13 protein-coding genes are annotated in these 13949 nt (G+C 72.8%); 10 read left to right on the top strand and 3 right to left on the bottom strand.

Annotation, left to right across the window (positions count from 1 at the left end; all coding sequences use genetic code 11):
* Positions 1-459: 459 nt before the first annotated feature.
* Positions 460-1302, bottom strand: a complete 843-nt coding sequence (locus ACIPSJ_RS00805; protein ID WP_401342409.1) for an alpha/beta fold hydrolase — start codon at positions 1300-1302, stop codon at positions 460-462.
* A 771-nt stretch (positions 1303-2073) separates the two neighbouring features.
* Here ACIPSJ_RS00805 and ACIPSJ_RS00800 point away from each other — a divergent pair.
* Positions 2074-3987: an N-acetylmuramoyl-L-alanine amidase gene (locus ACIPSJ_RS00800; RefSeq protein ID WP_401342408.1), complete on the top strand. Its 1914-nt coding sequence runs from the start codon at positions 2074-2076 to the stop codon at positions 3985-3987.
* A 125-nt stretch (positions 3988-4112) separates the two neighbouring features.
* Here the strand turns inward: ACIPSJ_RS00800 and ACIPSJ_RS00795 are convergent, their stop codons facing one another.
* Positions 4113-5045: an SDR family oxidoreductase gene (locus tag ACIPSJ_RS00795; protein WP_401342406.1), complete on the bottom strand. Its 933-nt coding sequence runs from the start codon at positions 5043-5045 to the stop codon at positions 4113-4115.
* 149 nt (positions 5046-5194) lie between these two features.
* Between ACIPSJ_RS00795 and ACIPSJ_RS00790 the strand changes: the two genes are divergently transcribed.
* From ACIPSJ_RS00790 to ACIPSJ_RS00760, 7 genes are all read left to right on the top strand, one after another.
* A complete protein-coding gene (locus tag ACIPSJ_RS00790; RefSeq protein WP_398944435.1) occupies positions 5195-5737 on the top strand; it encodes a TetR/AcrR family transcriptional regulator in 543 nt (180 codons plus the stop codon).
* 58 nt (positions 5738-5795) lie between these two features.
* Positions 5796-6983, top strand: a complete 1188-nt coding sequence (locus ACIPSJ_RS00785) for a serine hydrolase domain-containing protein (protein ID WP_401342405.1) — start codon at positions 5796-5798, stop codon at positions 6981-6983.
* 99 nt (positions 6984-7082) lie between these two features.
* Positions 7083-7841, top strand: coding sequence for a class I SAM-dependent methyltransferase (locus ACIPSJ_RS00780; protein ID WP_401342404.1), 759 nt, complete (start codon positions 7083-7085; stop codon positions 7839-7841).
* A gap of 22 nt (positions 7842-7863) precedes the next feature.
* Positions 7864-8406 (top strand): MOSC domain-containing protein, encoded by a 543-nt coding sequence (locus tag ACIPSJ_RS00775; RefSeq protein ID WP_393533746.1) that lies wholly within the window; start codon positions 7864-7866, stop codon positions 8404-8406.
* A gap of 151 nt (positions 8407-8557) precedes the next feature.
* Entirely contained in the window at positions 8558-9064 is a 507-nt protein-coding gene (locus ACIPSJ_RS00770; protein WP_359215776.1) for a SigE family RNA polymerase sigma factor, read from the top strand.
* Positions 9065-9093: 29 nt separating this feature from the next.
* The gene (locus ACIPSJ_RS00765; RefSeq protein ID WP_401342401.1) at positions 9094-10389 is read left to right on the top strand and encodes a hypothetical protein; all 1296 of its coding nucleotides are present in this window, start codon (positions 9094-9096) and stop codon (positions 10387-10389) included.
* Positions 10390-10461: 72 nt separating this feature from the next.
* Positions 10462-10764 (top strand): hypothetical protein, encoded by a 303-nt coding sequence (locus ACIPSJ_RS00760; RefSeq protein ID WP_359215782.1) that lies wholly within the window; start codon positions 10462-10464, stop codon positions 10762-10764.
* Between the two features lie 63 nt (positions 10765-10827).
* Here ACIPSJ_RS00760 and ACIPSJ_RS00755 read toward each other — a convergent pair whose 3' ends face one another.
* Positions 10828-11784, bottom strand: a complete 957-nt coding sequence (locus tag ACIPSJ_RS00755) for a helix-turn-helix domain-containing protein (RefSeq protein WP_359215785.1) — start codon at positions 11782-11784, stop codon at positions 10828-10830.
* A 144-nt stretch (positions 11785-11928) separates the two neighbouring features.
* On the opposite strand from ACIPSJ_RS00755, the gene ACIPSJ_RS00750 reads away from it, so the two are divergent.
* Together ACIPSJ_RS00750 and ACIPSJ_RS00745 are read left to right on the top strand one after the other, a co-directional pair.
* Positions 11929-12387 carry a hypothetical protein gene (locus tag ACIPSJ_RS00750; RefSeq protein ID WP_401342399.1) on the top strand — a complete coding sequence of 153 codons (459 nt, stop codon included), beginning with the start codon at positions 11929-11931 and terminating at the stop codon, positions 12385-12387.
* 119 nt (positions 12388-12506) lie between these two features.
* Entirely contained in the window at positions 12507-13928 is a 1422-nt protein-coding gene (locus ACIPSJ_RS00745) for an alginate lyase family protein (protein WP_401342397.1), read from the top strand.
* The last annotated feature ends 21 nt before the right edge of the window (positions 13929-13949 follow it).

Here is a 13949-nt window from a genome sequence, read left to right as displayed (position 1 = left end):
CAGAAGGGTGCCCCCCAGCCGCCCGCTTCTTGGTCAGTGTCGTGCCTCCGTGAGCCGAGTAAAGGGCGCTCCCGCTCCGCTGCGCTCCGCGTCCGTGTCGGCTGGCGCCGATCGGCCCTCGGCCGACCCTTGACTCGGCTCACTCCGGCACGGGGAAGAAGCGAGCGGGCGGCCGGGAAGGGTGGGGTGGGGCTTGCGTGGGATGGCCCTCGGGTGGGTTGTGAGGGGGCCGTTGGCGGGGAGGGCGCGGGATGGTGGGGGCCCAGCTTGCAGTTCGGGGGCTGCCCGAAGGCTGCGGGGGTGCGCCCCGGCGGTGTTCGTCGACGTCGGCCGTGTCCAGGGTGTCCGGGGTGTTCGAGGAGTCCTGGCGGGCGAGGCGTCCCGGGCGGGTGCGGGTGGCGAGTGAGGGAGCCGCTCCCTTTCCAGTGCTCGTCGCCGCTCAGGGGAGGGGGGTGAGGGTCAGGACCGGCCGGAGGCGCGCGAGGTGACGTGGTGGACGGCCTGGTCGACGAGGTCGGGCTGGGCGACGTAGATGTAGTGGTCGCTCTTGGTGGCGACGCTCAGCCTGCTGTTGGTGGAGAGGGCGAGCCAGGCGCGCTGGCCGTCGGCCCAGGCGCGTTCCAGGGCCGGTCCGTAGGTGGGGATGGACTGTGCCAGGTACGGGACCCCGTGCCGGATGACCTCCACCGGGATGTCACCGGCCGAGCGCACCCTTGCGTCGGCGAAGGAGAGCATCTCCGGGTTCTGTCCCTGGCTGACCGCGAGGTACCCGTCGCGCGCCTCGGCACCGGGGCCGGTCGCGGACGCGGGGACGATGCGGGTGAGGTCGGCGGCCATGGTCGACGGGGTGGCGTCGAGCAGGACCAGGCCCCTGACACGGTCCTGGTGTTCGGGGGCGTAGCGGGCGGCGATCAGCCCGCCCAGGGAGTGCCCGACCAGGACGACAGGCTGGCGGCCGGCTACCCGGTCGAGCACGGCGGTCAGCACCTTTCCGGTGCTGTCGATGGTCTGCGGGCCGGCCGGTGCGTCGCTCCCGCCCTCGCCGAGCCGGTCGTAGGAGCAGACCCGGCCCTTCGTGCTGAGCGTCTTCTGTATACCGCTCAGGCTGTCCAGACCGTCGCCCAAGCCGGCCATCAGTACGACGACCGGCCGATGCGGCGCCGGCCTGCCCGTGCACGACACGTTCACCGACCGGTCGCCGACCTTGATCTTCCCGGTACCGGTGAACAGGCTGCCGCTGCGCTTCGCGACCGTGGCCGCGGCGGCCGGTTCCGGGCTGGCCGAACGGCTCTGCTGCACCATGGCCGCAGCAGAGGACGCCTGGGGAAGGCCGGTGAGAGCGGCCCCCGTCACGGCGCAGAGCAGGGCGGTCGTGGCGGTAGCGGTCCTTGTTGTGCGGAACACGGGGCTCTCCAGGAAATCGAGGGAACGGCATCGGATGCCAGCAGCCACAAGGCGCTTGAGGCGAAGGGTTTCTGGCGATGCGTCAGAGACTAGGTTCGACGCCCAGGGCCCCGCCAACAGGCTGACTCCAGTCCGCCCCGGGGGAAAGCCCCACCCTCCAACAGGGCTGTAACACCACCTACGCCCCCGGCCGGATGCCGTGGGGCTTGCGCCGCATGGCCCTTGTGCGGGTTGCGAGGGACCGTGGGTCGTTGAGGAGCCCGCGGGGAACAACGGGGATCGGCTTCTGCGCGGGAGCGGCGCGACAAGGCGAGCGGCACGGGTGGCCGCCCCTGGCGGGCGGTTCGGGTGCCGACGCAGGATCCGTTGCCGGTCGCTTCCGGAGCCCGGCGGGCGGGATTCGGGAGCGTTTCTCGGTGGCTGTGGGGATGCGCCCCGGGAGCGGTTGTCGTTGTGTGTGGTTCTCCTTCACGCGTTCAAGTGGCGTTTGAAGTGGGGAAGTTGACTCGGCTTCGAGCAGAGGAGGATCATCCGCTTCCGGGCGCCGACGGGCGGAGCCCCGCGTGGGGCGCGGGGTCGGGCGCATAGCGGTGCTGGCGATGAACCGATGTCCCGTCGTACGCATCCTCCATTCCGCCATTTGATCCTCCGAGGTTCGGGGACTTTTTCATGAGCACAAGGAATTCCAGACGGCCGGTCCTGTTGACGGCCGTCGCCGCGCTCGCTGTCGCGGGTGGGGTGGCCGTGCCGGTGCCGGCGCTGGCCGACGGTGGGGCCGGGGACGCGACGGCCACGTTGCAGCAGGAGTTCGCGGCTGCCGCCGACGCGTACCACGTGCCGCGTCAGGTGCTGTTGGCGGTGGCGTACCAGGAGTCGGCCTGGGACACGCACGCCGGGGAGTACAGCACGGACGGCGGCTACGGGCCGATGCATCTGACGGACGTCACCCCGGCGATGATGGCCGGCGGCGACGCGGGTGCGGCGGGGCGTGCGGATCTGGGGAAGCTGGCCGCCGATCCGGCGCTGCACACCCTGGAGGCCGCGGCGAAGCTGACCGGGCTGTCGGCCGAGGAGTTGCGCGAGGATCCGTCGGCCAACATCCGTGGCGGTGCGGCGCTGCTCGCGTCGTATCAGAAGGATGTCATCGGGTCCGTTTCCGCGGATCCGGGCAACTGGTATGCGGCGGTTGCCCGTTACAGCCAGTCGGATGAGCGGCAGGGGGCTGCGGCCTTCGCCGGGCGGGTGTTCGCGACCATCGAGAAGGGGGTCGGCCGTACGACGGCCGAGGGCGACCACGTACGGCTGGCGGCCGACAGCGATGTCGAGCCGGTCACCGGTCAGTTGAAGGCCCTGGACCTGAAGTCGGCGGACACGACGGCGACCGAGTGCCCGGCGACCGTCGCGTGCACCTTCGTCCCGGCGGCGGCGTCCAACGGGCAGGTGTCCAACCGGCCCGCCAACGGGATCCGGATCGACAGCATCGTCATCCACGACACGGAGACCTCGTACGACACCGCCGTCAGCCTCTTCCAGCAGGCGGGGGGCTCGGCCGCGCACTACGTCATGCGGGCCTCCGACGGCGCGGTGACGCAGATGGTGCCCACGAAGGACCTCGCCTTCCACGCGGGCAACTACTCCACCAACATGCACTCGATCGGCATCGAGCACGAGGGCTACGCCGCGCACGGCGGCACCTGGTACACGGAGGCGCAGTACGAGGCCACGGCCGACCTGGTGAAGTACCTGGCCGGGCGGTTCGGCATACCGCTGGACCGGCAGCACATCATCGGGCACGACAACGTCGCCGGGCCGAAGTCGTCCCTCGTGTCGGGCATGCACTGGGACCCGGGTCCGTCCTGGGACTGGAACCACCTGATGAGCCTGCTCGGCGCGCACACCGGGCGGCACGGGGTCGGGCCCGTCGGCTCGGTGGTCACCATCGCCCCGCGGTTCGCCGACAACACGCAGACCGTGCAGATCTGCCCGTCCGACGACCCGACCGGCGCCACCACCGCGTGCACCGAGACCCCGCAGCCGTCGAACTTCGTCTACCTGCGCACCGAACCCAGCGACACCGCTCCCCTCTTCGGGGACCAGGCGCTGCACCCCGGCGCGGCCGGCACCGACCGGATCAACGACTGGGGCAGCACGGCGGCGGCCGGACAGCAGTTCGTCGTCGCCGGGCAGGACGGTGACTGGACGGCCATCTGGTACGGCGGGTCCAAGGTGTGGTTCTACAACCCGCACGGGTGCAACACCGCGCCCGCCCACGGGTTGAAGGTGATCTCGGCGGCCGGGACCTCTCCGGTCGCGGTGTACGGCTCCAGCTACCCGGACGCCGCCGAGTACCCGGCGGGTCTCTCGCCCTCGACGCAGGCGCCGCTCAGCATGTACACCGTCCCGGCCGGGCAGGCCTACGTGGCCACCGTGGCGCCGTCCCTCACGGACGACTTCTTCCCCTCCAGCGGTACGGTCGTCACCGGCGCCAAGGCGATGTACACGATCCAGTACAACCACCGCGTCGCCCTCGTGTACGCCTCGGACGTCACGGCCACGGACGTCACGGACGCCTCGGGCTCGTGATGTCCAGCCGCTGACCGCTCGTCGGCGGGCAGCGGGTGCAGGGTGTGCCCAGGGGGTCCAGGCCTCCTGGGCACACGTGTGTCCCGGGTCCGTGCGGCACGCTCCACCGGTCCGTGCGGCCCGCCCTACTTGAACGCCGCCGCGTTCCGCCGGGCCCACCCCCCGAAGCCCCCCGCCGGCCGCCCCAGCACCGCCTCCACGTCCCCGCTCACCTTCGACTCGGCGGCCAGCGGCTCCCCCAGGACGTCCAGCGTCCCCGTGACCGCCTCCTCCGGCATGAACCGGGTCATGGCGGCGTGGGCCTCCTCGCGGGACAGCTCGACGAGGGTCACCTCCTCGGCCAGCGCCTCCGCGACGGCCCGGACCTGCTCGCGCGGGCTGATCAGCGCGGGACCCGTGAGCTCGTACGCCCGTCCCCCGTGGCCGTCCTCGCGGAGGGCCGCCGCCGCGACCGCCGCGATGTCCGCCGGGTCCACGACGGGGAGGGCGGTGTCGGCGAAGGGGGCGAAGGCCGTGCGCTGGGTGCGGATGGTCTCGGCCCAGGCGAAGGCGTTGGAGGCGAAGCCGCCGGGGCGGAGGATGGTGAAGTCCAGGCCCGACGCTCGTACCGCCGCCTCGAACGCGCGCAGGCGGGCGTGCGAGGGCGCGTCCGGGCGGGTGGCGCTGACCTGGGAGGAGACCAGGACGACTCGCTCGACGCCGGCGGACACGGCCGTGTCGAGGAGGAGGGTGGGGCTCTCGCCGTGGGCGTTGAGTTCGCCGCCGAGGACGAGGAAGAGGGCGCGTGCCCCGGTGAGCGCCGGGCGCATGCTCTCCGCGTTCCCGACATCCGCCCGGATCCAGCGGACGCCGGGTGCGGCGGGTGCGGCAGGCACGGCGGGCACGGCAGGCACGACGGGTGCGGCAGGCACGACGGGCGTGCCCGGCACGGCGGGCGCGTCGGGTGTCGCCGGGCGGTCGCGGCGGGACACCGCCACCACCTCCTCCTCGCCCGCCTGCGCCAGCAGGTCCACCAGTGTCCGGCCGATGTTGCCGGTCGCGCCTGTGACGGTGATCATCGTTCCCCCTGAGCAGTTATTAGTTAGTTGACTGACTTATAACCTTGAGGCAGAAGCTAGCACGCCCGCCCCCTGCCCTGTCTATAGTTAGTTGGGTGACCAACTCAGTGGATCGGCGGGTGCGGGCCTCGCAGAAGCGGCGGCGGCTGATGGCGGCGGCCGCGCGGGTGCTGCACGAGCAGGGCGTGGAGCGGACGACGCTCGCCGACATCGCGCGGGAGGCCGAGGTCCCGGTCGGGAACGTCTACTACTACTTCAAGACCAAGGACGAGCTGGTCCGGGCCGCGCTCGCCGAGCACACCGCGCATCTCGACGAACTCACGGGACGGCTGGACGAGTTGGCGGATCCGCGGGACCGGCTCAAGGGGCTGATCGCGGCCTGGGTCGAGCAGCGTGACGTCGCCGCCCGCTTCGGCTGCCCCACCGGCACCCTGGCCGCCGAGCTCGGCAAGCGGGCCGACGGGACGCTGGACGCGGAGGCCGGCGCGGTGATCCGGCGGCTGCTGGAGTGGGCCGCGCGCCAATTCCGCGAGCTGGGACTCTCGGGCCCGGACACCGAGCCGGACGACCTGGCGCTCACCCTCGTCGCCGGGTACCAGGGCATGTCGCTGCTCGCCCACGCCCTGCGCGACCCGGACGTGACGACCCGCGAGGGCGCCCGGCTGCTGCGCTGGCTCGACGGGCTCAACTGACCACGGGTGACCACGAATTGGCGGAGGTGGCGGGCGGGCGGCTGCCAGGATGGCGAGCATGACGACGATCCACGGTGAAGTGGCCGACGGGTTCGAGGGCGTGCGTGAGGCGTTCGCCGCCAACTTCGACGAGCGGGGGGACATCGGGGCCGCCGTGTGCGTGTACCGGGACGGGCGGCCGGTGGTGGATCTGTGGGGCGGGGTCGCCGATCCGGACACCGGGCGGGAGTGGGAGCGGGACACGCTGCAACTCGTGTACTCCGCGACGAAGGGCGTGACCGCCACCGCCGTTCATCTGCTCGCCCAGCGCGGGGAGTTGGACCTGGACGCGCCGGTGGCCGCCTACTGGCCGGAGTTCGGGGTGAACGGCAAGGCGGATATCCCGGTGCGGTGGTTGCTGTCGCATCGGGCCGGGGTCGTCGGGGTCGAGCCACCGGTGCCGGTGGACGCGGCGCTGGACTGGGATCCGATCGTGGACGCGGTCGCCGCGCAGCCGCCGGCGTGGGTGCCGGGGAGCGCGCACGGCTATCACGGGCGGACCTTCGGATGGCTGGTCGGGGAGGTGATCCGGCGGGTGTCGGGGCGTACGCCGGGGCGGTTCGTCGCCGAGGAGATCGCCGGGCCGTTGGGGATCGACTTCTTCATCGGGCTGCCGGAGAGTGAACGGGGGCGGGTGAGCCGAATGGTGTACCAGGAGCCGGCGGTCGATCTCGGCGCCATTCCGCTGGAGGTGATCCCGCCGGAGTTCCGGGAGCTCGTCGCCGCCATGCGCGATCCGCGCTCGCTGTACAGCAGGGCCTTCGCCGTGACCGAGCCCGCGGCGATCGACTTCAACTCCCCCGAGGTACAGGCCGCGGAGCTGCCCTCGTCCAACGGGATCGGCACCGCCCGGGGACTGGCGCGGATGTACGCCTCGCTGATCGGGGAGGTGGACGGCGTACGACTGTTCACCCCGGAGACGGCGGAGTCGGCGGCGGCCGAACAGGCGTCGGGGGTCGACCGGGTGCTGCTGATCCCCAGCCGGTTCGGGACCGGGTACATGCTGCCCACCGAGACCGACCGGATGACCGGCCCGCACGCCTTCGGCCACCCCGGCCGCGGCGGCTCGCTCGCGTTCGCCGACCCGGAGCACGGGATCGCCTTCGCGTACGTGATGAACCACATCGTCGAGGGCGCGGAGGACACCCGCGCGGCCTCCCTCGTCGACGCCGTACGGGAGGCGCCGACGCGGGCATCGCGGGGCTGAGAGAGCGGACCGGGTCAAGAGGTCCCATCAGGCCGATGCCGCGGACGGTCGGGGCACGGGGGTGGGCAAGGCCCGTACGCGGTCCGGATACTGGCCCGCATGGGGACCATCTACGACGGACTCGGGGTGGGGTACGGGCTGACCCGGCGGCCCGACCCGCGGATCGGGGCACGGGTGCGGGCCGCGCTCGACGGTATGACGGACGTGGTCAACGTCGGGGCGGGGACGGGGTCGTACGAGCCGGAGCGGACCGTGCTCGCGGTCGAGCCGAGCCGGGTCATGGTCGAGCAGCGGCCGCCGGGGGCCGCGCCCGCCGTGCGGGGGATCGCCGAGCGGCTGCCCTTGCGGGACGGTGCGGTGGACGCCGTGATGGCCCTGCTCACCGTGCACCACTGGGGTGATCCGGCCGCCGGGATCGCGGAGTTGCGGCGGGTCGCGCGGCGCCGGGTCGTGGTGCTGACCTGGGACCAGCGGGTGTTCCGGGAGCGGTTCTGGCTGGTGCGGGACTATCTGCCGGAGGCGGCGGAGTTCGACGACGGCCGGGCGGTCGCCCTCGCGCGGCTGGCCGAACTGCTCGGCGGGACGGTACGGGTGGAGGTGGTGCCGGTGCCGTACGACTGCGTGGACGGGTTCGGGGCCGCCTTCTGGCGGCGGCCCGAGGCCTACCTCGATCCCCGGGTCCGGGCCGGCATCTCCATGCTCGCGCAGACCGGTGCGGCCGTCCTCGCGCCCGGGCTGCGGCGGCTCGCCGAGGACCTGGAGAGCGGGCGGTGGGCGCGGCGGTACGGCGAACTGCTCGGGCTCGACTCCCTCGATGTGGGGTACCGGCTGCTCGTCGCCGACCTTCCGCCCAGGTGAGCGGCCGATTAGGGTCGGCGGTATGAACGGGGTCGTGACAGCGGTCAGTCGTAATGACGTCTACTCCTTCACCAAGCCGAACCGGGAGAGCATCACGCTGCTCGCCGGGCTCGGTGTGGAGGGCGATGTCCACGCCGGGGTGACCGTGAAGCACCGGTCCCGGGTCGCCCAGGATCCGACTCAGCCCAACCTGCGGCAGGTGCACCTCATCCACGAGGAGTTGTTCGAGGAGGTGTCGGACTCCGGGTTCCGGGTGGCGGCCGGGGAGCTCGGCGAGAACATCACCACCCGGGGCCTCGATCTGCTGGGGCTGCCGACCGGGACGCTGCTGCGGATCGGCGAGCGGGCCGTCGTCGAGGTGACCGGGCTGCGCAATCCCTGCCTGCAGATCGACGGCTTCCAGCAGGGCTTGCTGAAGCAGGTCGTCGGGCGGGACGAGAGCGGGCGGATCGTCCGCAAGGCCGGGGTGATGAGCGTGGTGAAGGTGGGGGGTGTGGTGCGGCCGGGGGACGCGATCCGGGTGGAGCTGCCCGCAGGGGACCACCGGCCGCTGGAACGGGTCTGAGGCGGGGGCGCATCTGGGTGCGGGCAGTGAGCCTGCTCTGAGATTCCCCTTGAATCCCTTTGCGTCCCTTGAAACATTTTCCGCGGCCCACCGCATCAATGAGGTGAGCGGCAGCGTGCCGGGGGCGGGAACGGGGACGGGGAGCTTGGGGATGAGTCAGGGGCCGGTGGAGGACTACGCCGAGTTCGCCGCGGCGCGGGCCGGGCACATGTACCGGTCCGCCTGTCTGCTGACCGCCGGGGACACCCACCTCGCGGAGGACCTGGTGCAGGAGGCCCTCGGGCGGATCTACGTCCGCTGGGGGCGGGTCTCCCGCGTCGGCAACCCCGCCGGGTACGCGCAGACGGTCCTCACCCGGACCTTCCTCGCGCACCGGCGGCGGTTCAGCAGCCGGGAGCGGATCAGGGACTCGTTTCCCGAGGCGGCCGACGCCGACGCCGATCCCTCGCTGCGGCTGACCCTCCTCGACGCCCTCGCGCAGCTGCCCGCCAAGGACCGGGCCGTCGTCGTCCTGCGGTACTGGGAGGACCGGTCGGTCCACGAGACCGCGGACGCGCTCAACGTGAGTTCGGCCGCCGTCCGCACGCGGTCCGTACGGGCCCTGGCCCGGCTGCGTGAACTCCTGGGCGAGGACCTCGCCGAGTACGCCCGCTCCTGACCTCAACCTTGTGGAAACGGTGGTTCGTCATGCCCGTCGAGCAGCAGCACAGCGACAACGACCACACCGGTGACGGCGACCCCTTCGAACGCGAGCTGGCCGCCGCCCTGCGGCACGCCGGCGGCGCCTTCGAGACCGACCGGGTCACGCTCGCCGCCGCCGGGGCGGCCCGGGGGCGGCGGTTGCGGCTGCGGCGGCGGACCGCCGTGCTGGGCGGCGCCGCGGGTGTCGCGCTCGCCGGCGTGGGCGGTGCGCTGGCGGTTTCCTGGGGCGGATCGTCGTCCGTCGCCCGGCCGCCGGCCTCCGTGAGTACGACCCCGCACCCCACGTCCTCCCCCGGCGGCCGGGCCGTCACCTCCGACGAGATGATCAGCACGCTGGAAAGGCTGCTGCCCGCGGGGAAGTTCGGCAAGGCCGAGGGCCGCGGGGCCGACCGGAGCGAGCCGCACTCGGTGCCGTACGCGCAGGTCGTGTACGACGACGGGCACGGCGCCGCCGCCATCAGCGTCGTCGTACAGAAGGTGGAGCCCGGCGGGGACGACGCCCGGCAGGCCGTCCGGTGCCCCGACAAGGTCTATGCGCCGTACGACAGTTGCACGACCAGCCATCTGCCCGACGCGTCCGTCGTCGCGGTGGTCAAGGGCTACGAGTACCCGGACCGGCGCGTGGAGACCAAGCTCTGGACCGCGAACCTCGTCACCCCGGACGGCCACCAGGTGTCGGTGAGCGAGTGGAACGCCGCCGCCGAGAAGGACGCGCCGATCACCCGGGACGAACCGCCCTTGTCCGCAGCGCAGTTGACGACACTCGCGGCGGCGCAGGACTGGCGGGGGATCGCCGACGGCCTGCCGGAGGACCCGACGCGGACCGGGTCCCCGACGGAGGAGCCGACCCCGGCCCAGGGCGACGCCAAGGCGATCCGGCAGACCCTCGCCTCGCTGATCCCGAAGGGGCTGAAGGTCGTGGCGCACGGGAGTGACGACGACGACCAGTTCACGTACGTCGTCGTCGACGACGGCAACGGACGGAGTCTCGTACAGATCAATGTGCAGCCGGACATGGGCGATGTGGCGGGTGACCTGTTCGGCAGCGGGAGCGAGACGCTCGCCGACGGGACACTGGTCGCCGAGCGGCAGGAGCCCGGGGAGAAGGGCGGCGCCGGGGTCGTCATGTGGACCGTGGACACCCTGCGCACCGACGGTTTCCGGGTGGTCGTCAGCGCCTTCAACTCCGGCTCCCAGCAGACCGCCGCCACCCGCACCGACCCGGCCCTGACCATGAAGCAGCTGCGCGCCATCGCCCTCAGCCCGAAGTGGCGGTCGTAGAGCCCTGCGGAACCTCCGGGGCGAGGTGGGAGTTAGCCTCGGGGGATCACGGCAGACCAGCAGGAGGCAGACATGGCGAGGGTTCCCAGTTCGGTGATCGCCGCGAGCGGGCTCGTCGGCGGGTACGGGGTCGCCCGGTGGACGAAGAAGCGGCCGCTGGGCGGAGCCGTGCTGGCCGTCGCCGGTGCCGCCGCCGCGCAGCAGTGGCGGCAGCAGGCGGGCGGCAAGGCGGCGGGGGCCCTGTCCGCCGCGTACGTCGCCGCCTTCGCCGGCTCCCATCCACTGGCGAAGAAGGTCGGCGCCTGGCCCTCCGTCCTCGGCGTGGCCGGCGCGGTGGCCCTGGCCTCCTGGGCCATCGCCGACCGCCGCGCCTGACCCCGTTACGCGCCTGCCCCCGTAACGCGTCAGACGCCCCGCGCCCCGCGCCAGGGTCACACATCACGCATCCGCGCCACGGAATGCCCGCCGATACGCCTGCGGGCTGGTGCCGACCACCCGGCGGAAGCGTTCGCGGAAGGCGGTCGGGGAGCCGAAGCCGGACTGGGTGGCGATGCGTTCGACGGGGTGGCCGGTGGTCTCCAGGAGGTGCTGGGCCCGGCGGACGCGGGCGCGGTGCAGCCACTGCAGGGGCGTCGAGCCGGTCTGGTCGCGGAAGCGGCGGTTGAGGGTACGGGTGCTCATGCCGGCCCGTGCCGCGACCTCGTCCAGGGTGAGGTCGCGGTCGCAGTTGTCCTCCAGCCAGGCCAGGAGCGGCTCCAGGGTGGCGCCGGCGGGGGCCGGCGGCTGGTCGTGGACGATGAACTGGGCCTGGCCGCCCTCCCGTTCCAGCGGCATGACCGACATCCGGGCGGTGTGCGCGGCGACCGCCGAGCCGTAGTCCGTGCGGACCATGTGCAGGCACATGTCCATGGCCGCCGCCGCGCCCGCCGAGGTCAGGAACTGGCCGTTGTCGACGTAGAGGACGTTCGGGTCGACGTCGATGTCCGGGTGCAGCGCGGCGAGGGTGTCGGCCGCGACCCAGTGGGTGGTGGCGCGCAGTCCGTCGAGGAGGCCGGTGGCCGCGAGGACGAACGCGCCGACGCAGACCGACGCGATCCGGGTGCCGTTCGCCGCCGCCGCGCGCAGGGCGTCGGCGACCTCGGCCGGGAGGACGAACGCGGGGTCCGCTACGCCCGGCACGATGATCGTGTCCGCCTCGGCCAGCGCCTCCAGCCCGTACGGCGCCTTGATCGTGAACGCGCCGCCCGCCGCGGTCACCTCCTCCGCCGGTCCGCACACCCGCACCCGGTAGGCGTCCCGGCCGTCGGGCAGCCGGGCCCAGCCGAAGGTGTCGATCGGCACGGTGAAGTCGGAGGGGATGACCTGGTCCAGGACGAGTACGGCGACGGTGTGCATGGCAGGAAAGTAGTCGGTCGACGGGTTGCCGCCAACCGCAGGGGGGTGTTCCTGGCCGGTCGCGGGGGTGGCTGGCGAGAATCCGTCGGCCCGTGGCAGTATCGCCGCTTCTGCGAGATCTTCCCGCCGCCTACGGTCGAGGCCGTGACCAAGTTCCTTCTCGCCGTCCATGTCCTCGCGGCGATCGTCGCCGTCGGCCCCGTCACCGTGGCCGCCAGCATGTTCCCGCCGGCCGCCCGCCGCGTCATCGAGGCACCGGACGACGTCCGGGCCGCCGAGACCCTTCGGCTGCTGCACCGGATATGCCAGGTGTACGCGGTGGTCGGCGTCGCCGTCCCGGTGTTCGGGTTCGCCACGGCGAGCAACATGCACGTGCTGGGCAGCGCCTGGCTGATCGTGTCGATCGCGCTCACCGCGCTCGCGGCCGTCGTCCTCGCCGTCCTGGTGCTGCCCCGGCAGAGCGCCCTGGTGGAGGGCGGCACGGACGGCCGTACCCGGCAGGCCACCGTTCAACTCGCCATGTTCACGGGCGTGTTCAACCTGCTCTGGGCCACCGTGACGATCCTGATGATCGTCCGGCCGGGGTCGACGTCCGGCGCCTGAACCGGCCCCCCGCCCCGGCCCTCGCTCCGCCCCCTGCCCGCCCCCGGTTTCTGTTATCGGGGCCGTGCCCGTCCGTCTCCCTGGGCATGCACGTGACTCGACAGATCAGCCGCCGGAGCATGCTGAAGGCCTCGGGCGCCACGGTGGCGGCCACCGCGGGGCTCGTCGCGGCGGGCCGCCCCGCCGCTGCGGCCGACGGGGCCTTCGCCCATCCCGGCCTGCTGCACACCCGTACCGATCTCGACCGCATGGCCGCCAAGGTGAAGGCGGGCGCCGCCCCCTACACGGCCGGGTTCGCCAGGCTGACCGCCAACCGGCACGCGCAGAGCGGCTGGCAGCCGCGGCCGCAGGCCGTCGTCTACCGGGGCTCGGGCACCCCGGAGAACTACGCGCTCCTCTACAACGACATCCACGCCGCCTACCAGAACGCCCTGCGCTTCCACGTCACCGGCGAGAGCGCGTACGCCGACACGGCCGTCGCGATCCTCAACGCCTGGTCCTCCACGCTCACGGCCGTGAACGGTTCCGCCGACCGGTTCCTGGCCGCCGGGCTGTACGGCTACCAGTTCGCCAACGCCGCCGAACTCGTCCGTGACCACGCGGACTTCGAGCTGTCCCGCTTCCAGGAGATGCTCAGCAAGCAGTTCGGGGCGATGAGCGACGACTTCCTCGTCCGGCACAACGGCGCCGTCGTCTCCAACTACTGGACCAACTGGGACCTCGCCAACATGGCCTGCGTCCTCGCCACCGGGATCTTCTGCGACGACCGCGCCCAAGTCGCCCGCGCGGTCGACTACTTCAGGAACGGCGCCGGACTCGGCTCGATCAGGAACGCGATTCCGGTCGTGTACGACGACGGGGCGGACGCCGGGCTGGCCGAGTGGCTGGAGGCGGGCCGCGACCAGGGGCACGCGCTGCTCGGGGTCGGCCTGATGGGCACGTTCTGCGAGATGGCCTGGAACCAGGGCATCGACCTGTACGGCTACGACGACAGCCGGTTCCTCAAGGGCGCGCAGTACGTCGCCAAGTGGAGCCTGGGCGGCCAGGTGCCGTTCACGGCGAACACCCGGCGCAAGGGCGCGATCGGGGGGTGGTCCGGGAGTGAGACGGTGACGGCCGCCGCGGGGGTGGACCCGGCCATGACGCGGCCCATCTGGGCGATGATCGCCAACCACTACACCAGGCGCCGGGGGCTGTCGGCGCCGTACCTCACCCGGATCGCCGCGAAGGCCGCCCCGGAGGGCGGCGGCGGGGACTACGGCCCGAACAGCGGCGGCTTCGACCAACTGGGCTTCGGGACACTGACGTTCACCCGGGACCGGACGAGTACGGCGGGTACGTCCGCCTCACCGAGTCCGGCGGCGTCGACGTCGGCATCCGCCTCCGCCTCCGCCTCCCCCGCGCCCTCCGCCCAGGGCGGGCGTGGTGACCTCGCCGCCACCGGGTCCGGGGACGTCGTCGGGTGGACGGCGGCCACCGGGATCACCGCGCTGGCGGGCGGGCTGCTGTTGCTGCGCAGGCGGGGGCGCCGGGCGGGCTAGGCCACCCGTGGGTCCTGGCCG

It is taken from the genome of Streptomyces sp. NPDC090088 (assembly GCF_044747345.1).
Taxonomy (GTDB): Bacteria; Actinomycetota; Actinomycetes; order Streptomycetales; family Streptomycetaceae; genus Streptomyces.
The sequence above is the reverse complement of the archived record's forward strand: the minus strand, read 5'-3'. Positions and strand labels throughout refer to the sequence as shown.